Annotated in this window: 15 protein-coding genes; 11 read left to right on the top strand and 4 right to left on the bottom strand. The window is 37.2% G+C overall.

Annotated elements, in window-relative coordinates; genetic code table 11:
- Window positions 1–364 precede the first annotated feature (364 nt).
- From BC751_RS20095 to BC751_RS20075, 5 genes are all read left to right on the top strand, one after another.
- Window positions 365–1,222: a glycosyltransferase family 2 protein gene (locus BC751_RS20095; RefSeq protein ID WP_130277167.1), complete on the top strand. Its 858-nt coding sequence runs from the start codon at window positions 365–367 to the stop codon at window positions 1,220–1,222.
- Window positions 1,219–2,550 (top strand): hypothetical protein, encoded by a 1,332-nt coding sequence (locus BC751_RS20090; RefSeq protein WP_130277166.1) that lies wholly within the window; start codon window positions 1,219–1,221, stop codon window positions 2,548–2,550. Before BC751_RS20095 ends, BC751_RS20090 begins: the two co-directional genes overlap by 4 nt.
- Window positions 2,547–3,725: a glycosyltransferase family 4 protein gene (locus BC751_RS20085; protein ID WP_130277165.1), complete on the top strand. Its 1,179-nt coding sequence runs from the start codon at window positions 2,547–2,549 to the stop codon at window positions 3,723–3,725. The genes BC751_RS20090 and BC751_RS20085 overlap by 4 nt, the downstream gene beginning before the upstream one ends.
- 51 nt (window positions 3,726–3,776) lie before the next feature.
- Complete coding sequence (locus BC751_RS20080; RefSeq protein WP_130277164.1) at window positions 3,777–5,009, top strand: glycosyltransferase family 4 protein; 1,233 nt, start codon at window positions 3,777–3,779, stop codon at window positions 5,007–5,009.
- 86 nt (window positions 5,010–5,095) lie between these two features.
- A complete protein-coding gene (locus tag BC751_RS20075; RefSeq protein ID WP_130277163.1) occupies window positions 5,096–6,112 on the top strand; it encodes a polysaccharide biosynthesis protein in 1,017 nt (338 codons plus the stop codon).
- Between the two features lie 182 nt (window positions 6,113–6,294).
- Here BC751_RS20075 and BC751_RS20070 read toward each other — a convergent pair whose 3' ends face one another.
- Together BC751_RS20070 and BC751_RS20065 are read right to left on the bottom strand one after the other, a co-directional pair.
- Window positions 6,295–7,245, bottom strand: a complete 951-nt coding sequence (locus tag BC751_RS20070) for an IS3 family transposase (RefSeq protein ID WP_242617320.1) — start codon at window positions 7,243–7,245, stop codon at window positions 6,295–6,297.
- Window positions 7,242–7,637 (bottom strand): transposase, encoded by a 396-nt coding sequence (locus tag BC751_RS20065; protein ID WP_130273830.1) that lies wholly within the window; start codon window positions 7,635–7,637, stop codon window positions 7,242–7,244. The genes BC751_RS20070 and BC751_RS20065 overlap by 4 nt, the downstream gene beginning before the upstream one ends.
- Window positions 7,638–7,684: 47 nt before the next feature.
- On the opposite strand from BC751_RS20065, the gene BC751_RS20060 reads away from it, so the two are divergent.
- From BC751_RS20060 to BC751_RS20050, 3 genes are all read left to right on the top strand, one after another.
- A complete protein-coding gene (locus BC751_RS20060; protein WP_130277162.1) occupies window positions 7,685–8,074 on the top strand; it encodes a WxcM-like domain-containing protein in 390 nt (129 codons plus the stop codon).
- A gap of 184 nt (window positions 8,075–8,258) precedes the next feature.
- Window positions 8,259–9,377, top strand: coding sequence for a polysaccharide biosynthesis C-terminal domain-containing protein (locus BC751_RS20055; RefSeq protein ID WP_130277161.1), 1,119 nt, complete (start codon window positions 8,259–8,261; stop codon window positions 9,375–9,377).
- Between the two features lie 127 nt (window positions 9,378–9,504).
- A complete protein-coding gene (locus BC751_RS20050) occupies window positions 9,505–10,842 on the top strand; it encodes a Fic family protein (RefSeq protein ID WP_130277160.1) in 1,338 nt (445 codons plus the stop codon).
- 113 nt (window positions 10,843–10,955) lie between these two features.
- On the opposite strand, the gene BC751_RS20045 is transcribed toward BC751_RS20050, so the two are convergent.
- Together BC751_RS20045 and BC751_RS20040 are read right to left on the bottom strand one after the other, a co-directional pair.
- On the bottom strand, window positions 10,956–11,906 hold the full coding sequence (locus tag BC751_RS20045; RefSeq protein ID WP_242617320.1) for an IS3 family transposase: 951 nt from the start codon (window positions 11,904–11,906) through the stop codon (window positions 10,956–10,958).
- Window positions 11,903–12,298 carry a transposase gene (locus tag BC751_RS20040; RefSeq protein WP_130273830.1) on the bottom strand — a complete coding sequence of 132 codons (396 nt, stop codon included), beginning with the start codon at window positions 12,296–12,298 and terminating at the stop codon, window positions 11,903–11,905. Before BC751_RS20040 ends, BC751_RS20045 begins: the two co-directional genes overlap by 4 nt.
- A 54-nt stretch (window positions 12,299–12,352) precedes the next feature.
- Between BC751_RS20040 and BC751_RS20035 the strand changes: the two genes are divergently transcribed.
- The 3 genes from BC751_RS20035 to BC751_RS20025 all read left to right on the top strand — a co-directional run bounded on the left by BC751_RS20035 (window position 12,353) and on the right by BC751_RS20025 (window position 15,176).
- The gene (locus tag BC751_RS20035) at window positions 12,353–12,730 is read left to right on the top strand and encodes a four helix bundle protein (RefSeq protein WP_130277159.1); all 378 of its coding nucleotides are present in this window, start codon (window positions 12,353–12,355) and stop codon (window positions 12,728–12,730) included.
- Window positions 12,731–12,802: 72 nt separating this feature from the next.
- Window positions 12,803–14,053, top strand: coding sequence for a non-hydrolyzing UDP-N-acetylglucosamine 2-epimerase (wecB, locus tag BC751_RS20030; protein WP_130277158.1), 1,251 nt, complete (start codon window positions 12,803–12,805; stop codon window positions 14,051–14,053).
- Entirely contained in the window at window positions 14,046–15,176 is a 1,131-nt protein-coding gene (locus BC751_RS20025; RefSeq protein WP_130277157.1) for a polysaccharide deacetylase family protein, read from the top strand. Before wecB ends, BC751_RS20025 begins: the two co-directional genes overlap by 8 nt.

The raw sequence follows: 15,176 nt of genomic DNA, 5'->3' as shown, positions 1-15,176 counted from the left end.
CATTGTCTCAAAACTATGAACACTCTTCAATCAAAGGGAAGAAATTCCCGAACTAGACCAAAAATGAACACAAACAAGCAGATTCAAATCTCCAAACTAAAATCCTGCGGATTTTAGGTCTTAAGTAAATACGTATTTATTAAAAACTATAATTATTTCATTGCATGTATCTTTAAATACATTGTCGTTGGACTTGGTTTGTTTGTTTTTAATTACGTGTTAGTAGAAAAAATTCAAATATCATCCTTTACCCTTCCTATAGTTGTTCTTATTGTTACTTCAGCTATTTGGTTAATTTTTGAAAAATTATGGTTTCATTTTCTGGAAAGAAATAAAATCCAATTAAAAGTTAATTGATATTTAAATGAATTTATATGTATGTATTTCTACATATGGTGACAGGATTTTCAATTTGGCAAATGTAATTCTTGACCCAAGAAAAGATGTCAAATATATTGTAGCTCATCAAATTGGAAATACATCAAAAAAAGATTATAAACTAGATTTTTTAAATCGTAGTGATGTTGAGTATTATCAACTTCAAAATAAAGGCGTAAGTAAAAGTCGGAATTTTGCCATAAAAAAGGTACCGCTAGGCAATATTATCTGGATACTTGATGATGATGTAAAAATTTTGTCTGATGCTTTTGATAATATTTTTCAAGCATATAGTCATAATAAGGATGCTGATTTTATTTCTTTCAAAATAAAAACTTTGTTAGGAGAACCTCCTTTTAAGAACTACTTAAAGAGTAAAAAGAAAATTAAAAGTATTGATGATTATGAAGGTCCGAAACCAAGTATTATTGAAATGACTTTCAGATCATCCTCAATTAACAAAAATAGAGCATACTTTGATGAAAGATTTGGAGCTGGATCGTTTTTGATAGGAGGTGAGGAGAACCTTTTTATACATGGAATGATAAAAAAAGGGTTTTGTTTATACTTTTCTCCAATTTATTTAGTAGTCCATCCATTCGAGAGTACTCGGAATAAATACAAAACCTTTTCAAAAGAAAGGCTTAGATATCTTGGAGCTCATTATTATATTTTTCTGGGTTTTTTTTCTTTCATAAGATTGATAGTTTCACCAATTAAACATAGAGATGAGATAAAGAGTAAAAAGTCATCAATTATAAAAAATATTTATTTTTCAATGCAGGGATTTCTTTACCTTTTAGTAACGGATATTATAAAAATGAAATATACTAGATATAAATGAAGCAATTTTTATTATCCAAAGGCTTCCTTCATTTTCTAATAGCAATTAGTATTCTACCATTTCAACAATCCCTACCTGAGATTGTTAAACTGGCATTTGCTCCCTATGTATTTTATCTTGTCTTTACAAAGAATCCAATTTTTATTCCAGCTTTGATAGCATATGTAACGCCTGGTACTACAATTGCTTTTGCTGTTTTGATTTCAACTTTTGTTATTACCTTGTTTTCTGTTCCTGTCTTAAAAAAATATGGACTAGGTAAAACACTTTTTTTTTCCTTACTGCCTTTGCCTTTTCTTCTTTATTTGACGTATCAAAGAGTATTTGAATTAGGTGAAGGTCTAATTGGGACATTGGTTCCTTTGGATTATTATTTAGGCTTGTTTCCGTTTTTTTATGGTGTGTTATGCTACAAGAAATTCGGCAATTATAGTTTGTGGGGGATTCTTTTGGCTTTGTTTATTTTACCACTATTCAGTACTTTTCAAATAATTGATTTTTCTGTTAGGGTTTTTTGGTTAAGCTATCCGGTATTTCTGACAATATTTTTAAGTTCGATTTACCTAATTATCAGGAATAAAAGGATTGATAAAGGCGTTTTTACATTAAGTGTTTTATTTTTAATGATTCATTTTTCTCCCAAATTCACTGTTTTGTTTTCTGGAATTGTTGGTCTTTTGGTAATTTATTTGAAGGCATCAAATAGACAATTCTCTTTGTCAATTTTGACAGGATGGAAAGTGGTAGTTTTATTTTTAGTTGTTGTCTTTCTCATTATCTCGAATACTGATACAGCTATCAATTCATTGAATGCTCAAAATATTAGCTACGATGAAAGGTCATACTATGAATCTTGGGAGACCTTTAAAGAAAAAATCTATTTTAAATCTTTTGGAGATCGTGCCCCGATTTGGGCCGGTGCGTGGGATATGCTGAAGGAAGAAACTGAATACTTTTTTTTTCCTCCTTTAGAACCCTTAAAATATTCTATGCAAACACTTAGTGGAGGCACAATCGAAGATAATGAATTGCCTATTCATAATTTGTTGCTGGAGCTTATCCGAAATTTTGGATTTCTTATCGGGGTATCAATTTTTGTGGCTTTTATGTTTTACTTAGTACTAGGTCCAGGGAAATTTATGTTCAAATCGAATAATGGGCATATAGCTTTATTTTTTTTGGCAGCTGGAACTTTAGGTTCTGCAATTGTCGGTTCTTTGGTTGGCCAGTATCCATTGATGGGTACTTTCTCCATTGGTATGATTTCGATATCTGGAGTATTTTATGGATTTAATTTTAGTACAGCATTTGAGAGTAATTCGGAATGAAAAAAATAAAAATTTTGTATGTGCACCATGGTTCTGGAATTGGCGGTGCACCTATTAGTTTACTTAACTTGGTTAAAAAACTCGATAGATCAAAATATTATATTAAAGTTCTTTTTTTCACTAATGATGAAATGGCGGAAATTTACAGAGAAAATAATTTTGATGTTGAAATATTAGATGTTAAGCAAAAGTTTTTTGGCCATCATTCGAAAGGTAAAAATTCATTTTTAAAACATTTATTTTCCATTCCAAATTGGTTAAATGTTGCTTACAATATTGCCCCAAGCTATTTAAAGGGAAATAAATCTTTTCATATTATTCATTTGAATTCAGATGTTCTCTCAAGCTGGGCATTTGCCGCAAAAAAATTAAATTTTAAAGTAGTTTGTCATAATAGGGATCCGATTGCTACCGGTATGCTTGGATTGAGAAAATCAGTTCTAAAATATTTTCTAAAAAATCATACTGATAGAATAATTAGTATAAGCTATGATAATCGAAAAAGATTGGGATTAGAAGATAAAACAGAGGTAATTTACAATTTTGTTCAACTTCCGGATCAATACAACTCACCATTTTCAGCGCCTCAAATAAAGGCTTTGTATCTGGGAGGAAGTTCTAGATTCAAAGGGATTGGAACTGCTGTGGATAGTTTATCATATTTAAACGATAACATTAAAATTCAATTTGCGGGCAGTCTTAATTCGTGGAACAAACCTAAATCATTTAAAGAAAGATTAAAAAATCTTTTAAAGTTAACTGTTTACAGGTCCTCATACTTGCCAATTATTAAACTTTCAAAAGCAAAAAACGCAGAAATTCTTGGCCTTTTAAAAGACCCCTATCCCTACATTGATGCTTGTGATATTTTGATTACACCTTTTACTGTAGAACATTTTTCTCGACCAGCTATGGAGGCCTTTGCTTATGGTAAACCTGTTATTGGCAGTAATGTGGAAGGGATGAATGAAATCATTGACCAGGGTATCAATGGGTTGTTGTTTGAAAAAAATAATCCCAAAAAATTAGCAGAAGCAATAAACTATTTAGCAATGAATCCTGAATTAGGAAGGAAATTGGGAGAAAATGGAAGAAGGAAAGCAGAAGAAGTTTATTCTCCAGAAGTAAATACAGCAAAGGTAGAAGAGATATATTTAAGTTTAATGAAGAGATAAAACTAAATTTATATTCTTTTTGACTTTTTTGATCAAAATAATGACTCAAAATTGATTAAAATTTTAATATTTCAGAATCCTTATAACCAATCCTCCGCTAGCGCCAACCGTTGGCTAACTTTGATAGAGGGGGTTGCTTCTTTAGGTGGGAAAATCCATTTATTGATCTGTGGAGGCTACACCAGTGCTGAAGAAAAAGCCAAATTTGGAGTTAAAGGCAAACATAAGAACGTAAGCTATGAGTATGTACTCCCCATCCTAGTTCAAGGCTATTGGAAAGTTCGTTTTCATAATTATATCGGCCAGGCCATTCGAAATGGCCAAGTGATAAGGGAGTTACAAAAACGTCTCAAACATGAGAAAGGAGTCATTTGGACAGATGCATCACCCTTGAGTTTTAAATTTGCAGTAGCTTTTAAAAAGCAAAATACTCACGCAAAGCTTTTTATTGAAATGAGTGAATTTCTTGACATTCACCGATACAATAAGGGTAATTTTCTTCAACGATGGCAAGGGGATGCTAAACAACGCTTGTTTGAGAGAAAAGCTTTCTTTGCCTATGATGGCATGGCCTTGATGACCCAAACCTTGGTGAAGCATTACCAAGGATTTCCAAAACCCTTACCTAAACTGTTGCATCTTCCTATGACAGTGGATTTGGAGAGGTTTCAAAGTCCAAAAGTGCCACTTCCAGAATTTCAATCGCCTTACATTGCTTTTGTTGGGGTAATGAATGATGCCAAGGACGGAGTAAGTAACTTGATCAAAGCTTTTAATTCCATTAAAGACAAATTCTCTTCACATAAAGTTTATTTAGTTGGGGCATGGAACTATGATACGCCCATTCATTTGCAGTTGATCAAGGGTTTTGGATTGGAAGAACGAGTTTTTTGGATGAAGGAATATTCCCGAGATCAAATTCCCAACATCATTTGTAATGCGGACTTATTGGTTTTGCCAAGACCTGATTCCAAACAGGCTCAGGGAGGTTTTCCAACCAAACTGGGAGAATACTTAGCCACAGGCAAACCTGTTTGTGCTACCCGAGTAGGGGAAATACCGAATTATTTAAAAGATAATGAATCGGTGTTTTTTGCCGAACCTGGTTCGGTGGAGTCTTTTGCTGAGGCTATGGAAAGGGCTTTGGGTGATTATGAAATTGCAAAGAGAGTTGGAGCGTATGGAAGGAAGGTTGCGGAGGAACATTTCAATAAAGATGTGCAGGCGAGGGTGTTATTGGGGTTTTTGGAGGAGTTGGTGGGGGAAGAGCCAAGGCAAAAGTGAAAAGAGCCAAGTAAAAAGGCAAAAGAGCCAAGATTGCAAAAGACAAAAGATAAAAGTAAAAAGACAAAGAAAGGTATTAATAAGCCATGATACAGGATAAGACACTTTTGATAACTGGTGGGACGGGGTCGTTTGGGAATGCGGTATTGCAGCGGTTTTTACATACGGATCATTTTTCTGAGATACGTATTTTTTCCCGAGATGAGAAGAAGCAGGATGATATGCGGAATCTTCTGAAAAGCCCTAAATTGAAGTTTTATATAGGTGATGTGAGGGATTTTGATTCGGTTGAACCCGCTACCCGTGGAGTGGATTATATTTTCCATGCAGCAGCCCTGAAGCAGGTCCCTTCCTGTGAGTTTTTTCCCATGCAGGCAGTTAAGACGAATGTAGAAGGTACCCAAAATGTGATCCGTGCCGCAGCATCCAATGGAGTGAAGAAAATCATATGTTTGAGTACTGACAAAGCTGCTTATCCCATCAATGCGATGGGTATTTCCAAAGCCATGATGGAAAAAGTGGCCATTGCCGAGTCTAGAAACTTGAAGGATACTACTGTTTGCTTGACTCGGTACGGTAACGTCATGGCATCTAGAGGTTCTGTGATTCCTTTGTTTATCAATCAGATCAAGAACAATCAACCCCTGACAGTAACAGACCCTAATATGACCCGATTCCTGATGAGTTTGGAAGATGCGGTCGAATTGGTCTTGTTTGCTTTCGAACATGGCAATCCGGGAGATCTTTTTGTAAACAAGGCTCCTGCTGCAACCATAGGTGACCTAGCCCAAGCTATCAAGGAATTGGCTGCTGCCGACAACGAAATCAAAATCATAGGTACCAGACATGGGGAAAAGCTCTATGAAACCCTTTGCACCCGCGAGGAAATGGTAAAAGCAGAGGATATGGGAGATTTTTACCGTATTCCTGCTGATAACCGTGACCTAAACTATGCCATGTACTTCTCAGAAGGTGAGCAGGATGTTTCCAGAATTGAGGATTATCATTCCCATAATACGAAGCGCTTGGATGTGGAAGGGGTGAAGAGGTTGATAAGTGGGTTGGAAGTGGTAAGGGAAGTGATAAGAGCCAAGGAGGGATAAGAACCAAGAGGGCGGAGCGTAAAAAAATGATTCTGTGAATCATTTTAGCGACGAGCCAGGTTGTAGGGCAGGAAAAAAGAACCAAGGCAAAAGTAAAAAGAGCCAAGGAGATATAAGAGCCAAGGCAAAAGTAAAAAGATAAAAGTGGGATGTTCTTCCCTGAATAGCGTTGACCGTTTGGTTCAACATTCATTAAATATTTCCATCGGGCAATCATGAGCCAGAGGTTCTTCTCTTGGGCAAACTTCGAAGGGGCTCGATGCCCCTAAGAAGTTTTTTCTTCCTTCGGTATAAACAATCACCGTCGGTCTTTCTTGGGCTTTTAAATTTAGTATATTTTTATAAAATCCCATGGGGGTGTATTTCATTTTAAATCCCCTGTGTAGTCTTATGCTGTTGTAGTTGGCTACAGCTTTCGCCACTTTTCTTTTCAGGTCGCTGAAATCTTTGATTATCCACCTTTTGAGGTATTCATTTTTTATGATTCCATTGATTCGTTCTGCGTAGGGGTTTTCCCATGCGATATTTCCCATACTGATATGGATATTGTTTTTGTTGAGCAAGGAGGTGTATTCTTTACTACTGTACTGGGAACCTTTATCTGAGTGGTGGATCAGGCCCCAAGGCTGGTATCTCAAAGTACTGAGGGCCATTTTCATAGCTTTGATATTACCTTCTGTGCGCAAGTTGTCGTTGACCGAATATCCCACGATGATCCTGGTATAAACATCAATAATGAAGACCAAATAATAGAATTCACCATTGAGGTAAAAGTAAGTGATATCGGTTTGGATGACCTGAAAAGGTCTGTTTATGGCCATACCTTCGATAAGGTTTGGATAAGAATAAAGGCCTGCGTAAGTGGTTTTCTGGTAGTTTTTTATTTTTTTGATACCATATCCCATTTCCATGAAAATTTCACAGAATTGATCCCTTCCCATGAATTCGGGTTTCAATGTATAATACATTTTTTCGACCCCACATCCTGGATGGTCTTCCCTGAGCTCATCGGCCAGGATTACCAGTTGGGCAATTTCAAGATCGAATGCTTGCTGCCTTTTTTTGGCTTGTTGAACGGCCTGCTTGGTTACTCCAACAGTCCGATAAAGTTCATTGAGCGAATGGTTTATCATACTTTTGTTGGATTGGAACCACCAGAGTGTGGGGTTTTGGAGTTTTTTTTAATATCGATTGAGTAAGTTTCTTTGGCCAAATCAATCATTTTTTCCAAATAATCAATCATGATCTGTTTTTGGCCAACGGTACGCTCGAGATCTTTGACCTTTTCTTCGAGTTCTTTGAGCCTATTGGTTTGACTGTCTTTCATCTCAATTATCCTGATATTTTTTTCATTATAGGTCGAATACTTATAAATCCAATGATAAATAACTGAGTTCACAATTCCATAATGTCGCTCCATTTGCTGAACTGTCATGATTCCTTTCTCAAAATCATCAACCAACTTACGTTTAAATTCCTCTGAAAATCTACGCTGAGAATTAATCCTTTTTCCTGTTTTTAACATCTTTTTTCTCGGTTAAAAACGGTCAACCTATTTCAGGGAAGGACAGGATGAGGGTAATCGAAGGAAATTTGCATCGTGATGAGAGAGGAGTGGTAAGGTTTGTGAATGACTTTGATATGTCCAGGGTAGTGAGGATGTATTGCATTGAGCCTAAACTTGGTGTAATCAGAGCTTGGCAAGGACATCAAAAAGAAACCAAGTGGTTTTATGCAGCGAAGGGGAGTTTTTTGGTGAAGACCATAAATATGGATACCCTTGAAAAGAAGGAATATCATCTGAAAGATACCGAAAGCAAGGTTCTGGAAATACCTGGAGGGCACTACAATGGATTTGAGGCTTTGGAAGAGGGGTCAGTGTTGATGGTTTTTTCGGATGTTGGATTGGAGGTGTCTAAGGAGGATGATTTTAGGGAGTCGGTGGAGGTGATCAAGTGGTAGGAATTAAGAAGAGCCAAGAGGGCGGAGCGTTAAAAAAAGATTCAGTGAATCATTTTAGCGACGAGCCAGATTGCAGAGCAGGGAAAAAGAGCCAAGTTTAGCTAAGGCAAAAGTAAAAAGTAAAAAGGCAAAAGTAGTTAAATAGCCAACTAGTCTAAAAATTAGAAATAGACGTTTTTTAGAAATGAAAAAAGTAGGAATTACCGGTCAGAATGGGTTTGTGGGGTGGCATTTGTATCAGTCGTTAAAGCTGTACAAGGAGGAGTTTACCTTGATCGATTTTGAGCGCGGATTTTTTGAGGATGAGGAGGCTTTGGATACTTTTGTGACACAATGCGATGTCATTGTGCATTTGGCAGCCTTAAACCGTCATAATGACCCTGAAGTCATCTATGCAATGAATACGGGTTTGGTGAAGAGGTTGGTTGCTGCTCTCGAAAGAACCCAAAGCCAAGCCCATATTATCATTTCCTCTTCTACCCAAGAAGAACGTGAAAACCCGTACGGCAAATCCAAGAAGGAAGGGCGCCTGTTATTATCAGAATGGGCGAAACAATCAGGAGGGAGATTGACAGGCATGGTCATTCCCAATGTATTTGGTCCTTTTGGACTCCCTTACTATAATTCTGTGGTTGCTACCTTCTGCCATCAAGTTTCACACAATGAAACACCCAAGATAGATGTGGATGGACAATTGAAATTGATTTATGTGGGGGAATTGGTGGAGGAAATCATCAAGGCCATCAGAACAGAAGACAATACGCATGAACTTCAAGTTCCCCATACTGCCGCAGCCAAGGTTTCGGAGATTCTGGGTTTATTGAAGCATTACCGGGAAGTGTATCAGGAACGTGGGGAGTTCCCGATCTTGAACAATTCCTTCGAATTGAAACTCTTCAACACCTACCGTTGCTACATGGATATCCCCAATTACTTCCCAAGGAAATTTGTTCAGCATACGGACAACCGTGGAGCTTTCGTAGAAATCGCCCGTCATGGGATTGCTGGACAGACATCTTTTTCTACTACTGTTCCAGGCATCACCCGCGGCAACCATTTCCATACCCGCAAAATTGAACGCTTCGCAGTCATCAAAGGCAAAGCCCTCATCCAACTCCGCCGAATCGGCACCGATGAAGTCCACAACTTCTACCTGGACGGAGATCAACCCGCCTACGTCGATATGCCCATTTGGTACACACATAATATCAAGAACATAGGGGAAGATACACTTTACACCATTTTCTGGATCAATGAGCCGTATGATGCGAGCGATCCGGATACTTGGTTTGAAACTGTGTAAGAGACAAGGGGGGAAAGAGCCAAGGAAAAAGTAAAAAGGCAAAAGTAAGAAGAGCCAAGTAAAAAGGCAAAAGAGCTAAGGATTTTAAGACAAAAGCTTGAAATGGTTAAGTTTCAATTACTTTTTTATGCAAGAGAATAATAGGATAGAGTACAAGCAACAATTAAATGAAAGTCTTGAAAAAGAAGTTGTTGCTTTTCTCAATTACCTTGGCGGAGGGGTGATTTATATTGGATTGGGGAATAATGGAGAGGTGCTCGGAGTTGATAATTCTGATAGTTTACAACTTCAAATTAAAGATAGAATCAAAAACAATATTGCACCGTCTTGTTTAGGGTTATTTGATGTAATAGAAGAAATCCACGGAGAAAAGACGGTGATTAAAATTGTTGTCGCTAGTGGGCAGGAGAGACCCTACTACTTGAGAAAATATGGGATGTCGGAAAAAGGCACATTTATTAGAAAGGGTAGTGCTGCCGAGCCCATGACTTCAAAAATGATTGAAGATTTATTTTCAAAGAGAGCCCGTAATTCAATTGGACGGATTAAATCTCCACGTAAGGATTTGAAGTTTGAGCAGTTACATATCTACTACCAAGCCGTAGAAAAGAGTCTTAATAAACAGTTCACTAGAACTCTTGAGCTTGTCAATGAGGATAATCAATTAAATTATGTTGCGTATTTAGTGGCTGACAATAACACAGTCTCTGTAAAAGTGGCTAAGTATGCGGGCAAAGATAGAGTTGACTTGATTCAATCCGAAGAGTTTGGGTTTTGTTCGCTTATCAAATCTACCAAGCAAGTATTGGATAAAATTGAATTGGAAAATCAAACTTTTACAAAAATCACCTCAAAAGAAAGATTAGAGACAAAACAATGGGATCCTACAGCCCTCAGAGAAGCGGTTATAAATGCGATGGTTCATAATGATTATACCTTTGAACTTGCTCCAAAATTTGAGTTTTTTTCTGATAGATTTGAAATCACCTCTTATGGAGGATTGCCTCAGGGACTTAATAAGGAAGAGTTTTTTGCAGGTATTTCAATTCCCCGAAACAAAGAATTGATGCGTATATTCAGTGACATGGAACTTGTCGAACAATTGGGGTCTGGAATTCCGCGAATATTAAAAAGTTATGGCGAGGATTGCTTCTTTTTTTCAGAGAATTTCATTCGAATGAGTTTTCCAAAAGAACAAGTCACCGAACAAGTCACCGAACAAGTCACCGAACAAGTCACCGAACAAGTACAGAAATTAATTGGCATGATAGAAAATGAAATGTCAATTAAAGAAATCATGGAAAAGATTAGCATTAAGCATAGACCGACTTTTATTTATAACTATTTAAAACCTAGTGTAGATGCTGGATTGGTTGAGATGACTATCCCAGATAAACCCAATAGCAGCCTTCAGAAGTATAGACTTACTGGAAGAGGCCTTAGTTTGAAAAATTCGATGCTTTGATAAACAAAGAGCCAAGTAAAAAGGCAAAAGGTTCTTTTAAGATAAAAGTAAAAAGACAAAAGATAAAAGAGGCTTGAAGTTTGTTCTTCCCTGAATAGCGTTGACCGTTTGGTTCAACATTCATTAAATATTTCCATCGGGCAATCATGAGCCAGAGGTTCTTCTCTTGGGCAAACTTCGAAGGGGCTCGATGCCCCTAAGAAGTTTTTTCTTCCTTCGGTATAAACAATCACCGTCGGTCTTTCTTGGGCTTTTAAATTTAGTATATTTTTATAAAATCCCATGGGGGTGTATTTCATTTTAAATCCCCTGTGTAGTCTTATGCTGTTGTAGTTGGCTACAGCTTTCGCCACTTTTCTTTTCAGGTCGCTGAAATCTTTGATTATCCACCTTTTGAGGTATTCATTTTTTATGATTCCATTGATTCGTTCTGCGTAGGGGTTTTCCCATGCGATATTTCCCATACTGATATGGATATTGTTTTTGTTGAGCAAGGAGGTGTATTCTTTACTACTGTACTGGGAACCTTTATCTGAGTGGTGGATCAGGCCCCAAGGCTGGTATCTCAAAGTACTGAGGGCCATTTTCATAGCTTTGATATTACCTTCTGTGCGCAAGTTGTCGTTGACCGAATATCCCACGATGATCCTGGTATAAACATCAATAATGAAGACCAAATAATAGAATTCACCATTGAGGTAAAAGTAAGTGATATCGGTTTGGATGACCTGAAAAGGTCTGTTTATGGCCATACCTTCGATAAGGTTTGGATAAGAATAAAGGCCTGCGTAAGTGGTTTTCTGGTAGTTTTTTATTTTTTTGATACCATATCCCATTTCCATGAAAATTTCACAGAATTGATCCCTTCCCATGAATTCGGGTTTCAATGTATAATACATTTTTTCGACCCCACATCCTGGATGGTCTTCCCTGAGCTCATCGGCCAGGATTACCAGTTGGGCAATTTCAAGATCGAATGCTTGCTGCCTTTTTTTGGCTTGTTGAACGGCCTGCTTGGTTACTCCAACAGTCCGATAAAGTTCATTGAGCGAATGGTTTATCATACTTTTGTTGGATTGGAACCACCAGAGTGTGGGGTTTTGGAGTTTTTTTTAATATCGATTGAGTAAGTTTCTTTGGCCAAATCAATCATTTTTTCCAAATAATCAATCATGATCTGTTTTTGGCCAACGGTACGCTCGAGATCTTTGACCTTTTCTTCGAGTTCTTTGAGCCTATTGGTTTGACTGTCTTTCATCTCAATTATCCTGATATTTTTTTCATTATAGGTCGAATACTTATAAATCCAATGATAAATAACTGAGTTCACAATTCCATAATGTCGCTCCATTTGCTGAACTGTCATGATTCCTTTCTCAAAATCATCAACCAACTTACGTTTAAATTCCTCTGAAAATCTACGCTGAGAATTAATCCTTTTTCCTGTTTTTAACATCTTTTTTCTCGGTTAAAAACGGTCAACCTATTTCAGGGAAGGACAGTTGTAAATATGGAAGGAGGTAGAAATGATTTGGAAGAGAGGTTGTTCAATTTTGCAGTTCGAACAATAAAGTACCTTCGGTCATTACCTTCGACCAGTGAATACAACGTAATTAGATACCAGTTAACAAAATCCTCAACCTCTAGTGGAGCTAATTATGAAGAGGCGCAAGCTGGTTCCTCAAAATTAGATTTTACAAATAAGGTAAGAATTTCTTTGCGTGAAATGAGAGAGTCCAATTATTGGTTAAGAATTCTCAAGGGTATTGAATCGAAAACCGACGAGGAATTAAATGCACTCATTCAGGAATCTAAAGAATTGAAGTTAATTTTAGGTTCGATAGTTCAAAAAGCAAGAGCAAATAATCAAGATAAAAGACAAAAGTAAAAAGATAAAAGTGTAGGGATAAATTACTTTTGTCTTGTGCCTTTTATCTTTTGTCTTAAACAAACTTTTACCATGAATAGATTAAGAGTTATGACCGTCGTCGGGACCCGGCCCGAAATCATCCGCCTCTCCCGAGTAATGGCTGCATTGGATGCCAGTCCGGCGATTGAGCATATCACTGTTCATACGGGTCAGAATTATGATTATGAACTGAATGAAGTCTTCTATGAGGATTTGGGTGTTAGGAAGCCCGATTATTTTTTGAATGCGGCTGGGGCGACGGCCACGGCTACGGTGGGACAGATTTTGATCAATATTGATCCCATTCTGGAAGAAGTAAAGCCTGATGCCTTTTTGGTATTGGGGGATACGAATTCCTGTTTGTGTGCGATACCTGCCAAGAAGAGACATATTCCTATCTTCCATATGGAGGCGGGTAACCGTTGCTTCGACCAGCGTGTACCGGAAGAGACCAACAGGAAGATTGTGGATCATATTTCCGATATCAACTTGACCTATTCCGATATCGCGAGGGAGTATTTGTTAAGAGAGGGTTTGCCCGCAGATAGGATTATCAAAACAGGGTCTCCTATGTATGAAGTGTTGAACCACTACATGCCAAAGATTCAAGCTAGTGATGTTTTGGAGCGCATGGGGCTGGAACAAGGAAAATACTTCGTCGTCTCCGCCCACCGAGAAGAAAATATCAGCAATGATAAGAACTTCTTTGGTCTCCTCGAGTCTCTTAACCAGATAGCTGAGAGGTTTGGCTATCCGATTATTGTGAGCACGCATCCAAGGACTAGAAAGCGTCTCGAGGAATTGAAGAACCAAGTGGAGGAAGATAAGACAAAAGATAAAAGGCAAAAGATAAAAGTAGGAGAACTTCATACGTTGATTCAGTGGCAAAAGCCGATGGGATTCTCCGACTATAACTGTTTGCAAATAAACGCATTTGCTGTGCTTTCGGATAGTGGGACGATTTCGGAGGAGTCTTCCATTTTGAATTTCAGAGCTTTGAACATCCGTGAGGCTCATGAAAGGCCGGAAGCGATGGAAGAGGCTTCGGTGATGATGGTGGGGTTGAATCCGGAACGAATCCTTCAGGGGCTGGCTCAATTGGAACTTCAATCTATAGGGGAAAGAAACAATAGTAATGGAAATGCAAAAAGTAGTGATGAATCACTAATCACTAATCACCAATCACCAATTACTACATTCCGCCCTGTTGCCGACTACTCTATGCCCAATGTCAGTCAGAAAATGGTGAGGATTATTTTGAGTTACACGAATTACATAAAAAGAGTTGTTTGGAGTGAATAATTTAATTTCCTCATTAAAAGATCACTTTTTTAATGTACGTGGTTGGAGAACTAGCAGAAAAATTGTAGTCTTTGAAAGTGATGACTGGGGGATGCAAAGAATGCCTTCGAAAAGTGCTTATGAAAGTTTGTTGGCAAAGGGTTATCCGGTGGATAAATCCATTTACAATCGATTTGATTCATTGGAATCTGATGAAGACTTAGAGGCACTAATGGAAGTGTTATCATCTGTAAAAGATAAAAACTACAATCCAGCAATCTTTACGCTGAATAATATTCTTACTAATCCTGATTTTGGTAAAATTTTATCTTCAAACTATGAAGGATATCATTACGAATTATTTACTGAAACGCTTAAAAAGTCAAAAAAATCAGAAAAAGTATTTGATTTATATCAACAAGGTATACGTAATAAATTATTTCAAACGCAGTATCATGGGAGAGAACATGTGCATGTAAACAATTGGATGAGAAATTTAAGAAATAGAAACACTCAATTTTTAGATGCATTCAAAGAAGGCTCATTTACCATCAACGATAATAGAGGTTTTTCATGCCGATATGAGTGTTTGGATGCCATGGCTACTTACTCTGAGGATGATTTTAATTCAATTAAGGAATCAATTGAACACGGATTACGTTTGTTCAAAGAAATTTGGGGGTTTCAGTCCCGTTCAATTATTGCGCCCTGTTATACATGGTCTAAACCATTAGAAAAAGTATTTAGAGACAATGGAATAAATTATATACAAGGCTCAAGAGCTCAAAGAGAACCTATTTCATTGAATCAGCCATTTAAAATCTATCGAAATTATTGTGGCAAAAAGAGCCATGATGGATTGATCTATTTAGTAAGAAATGTGGGATTTGAACAAATTGAAAGCGGTGATGACAATATTGTGAATACAGCTTTAAAGCAAATACAAACTTCATTTTTTTGGGGTAAACCAGCAATCATTAGTTCACATAGAGTAAATTATATTGGATCTATTGATGAGGGAAATAGAACTAGTAATCTAAGTTTGTTAAAAATACTTTTAAAGGAAATTGTAAAACGATATCCTGATGTAGAATTCTTAAGTTCAGATCAATTAGGAAATCTCATGACCTCCAAAGAAGAATAA

The sequence above is a fragment of the Cecembia calidifontis genome (genome assembly GCF_004216715.1).
Classification (GTDB): domain Bacteria; phylum Bacteroidota; class Bacteroidia; order Cytophagales; family Cyclobacteriaceae; genus Cecembia_A; species Cecembia_A calidifontis.
Note: the sequence above shows the minus strand (reverse complement) of the source record. Positions and strands in the feature narration are given on the sequence as shown.

Excerpts from the sequence above, each read along its gene's own strand:
- BC751_RS20085 (WP_130277165.1), top strand. The coding sequence starts at position 2,547 with ATGAAAAAAATAAAAATTTTGTATGTGCACCATGGTTCTGGAATTGGC.
- BC751_RS20055 (WP_130277161.1), top strand. The coding sequence starts at position 8,259 with ATGAAAAAAGTAGGAATTACCGGTCAGAATGGGTTTGTGGGGTGGCAT.
- BC751_RS20090 (WP_130277166.1), top strand. The coding sequence starts at position 1,219 with ATGAAGCAATTTTTATTATCCAAAGGCTTCCTTCATTTTCTAATAGCA.
- BC751_RS20095 (WP_130277167.1), top strand. The coding sequence starts at position 365 with ATGAATTTATATGTATGTATTTCTACATATGGTGACAGGATTTTCAAT.
- BC751_RS20075 (WP_130277163.1), top strand. The coding sequence starts at position 5,096 with ATGATACAGGATAAGACACTTTTGATAACTGGTGGGACGGGGTCGTTT.
- BC751_RS20050 (WP_130277160.1), top strand. The coding sequence starts at position 9,505 with ATGCAAGAGAATAATAGGATAGAGTACAAGCAACAATTAAATGAAAGT.
- BC751_RS20060 (WP_130277162.1), top strand. The coding sequence starts at position 7,685 with ATGAGGGTAATCGAAGGAAATTTGCATCGTGATGAGAGAGGAGTGGTA.
- BC751_RS20045 (WP_242617320.1), bottom strand. The coding sequence starts at position 11,906 with ATGATAAACCATTCGCTCAATGAACTTTATCGGACTGTTGGAGTAACC.
- BC751_RS20040 (WP_130273830.1), bottom strand. The coding sequence starts at position 12,298 with ATGTTAAAAACAGGAAAAAGGATTAATTCTCAGCGTAGATTTTCAGAG.
- BC751_RS20065 (WP_130273830.1), bottom strand. The coding sequence starts at position 7,637 with ATGTTAAAAACAGGAAAAAGGATTAATTCTCAGCGTAGATTTTCAGAG.
- BC751_RS20035 (WP_130277159.1), top strand. The coding sequence starts at position 12,353 with ATGGAAGGAGGTAGAAATGATTTGGAAGAGAGGTTGTTCAATTTTGCA.
- wecB (WP_130277158.1), top strand. The coding sequence starts at position 12,803 with ATGAATAGATTAAGAGTTATGACCGTCGTCGGGACCCGGCCCGAAATC.
- BC751_RS20070 (WP_242617320.1), bottom strand. The coding sequence starts at position 7,245 with ATGATAAACCATTCGCTCAATGAACTTTATCGGACTGTTGGAGTAACC.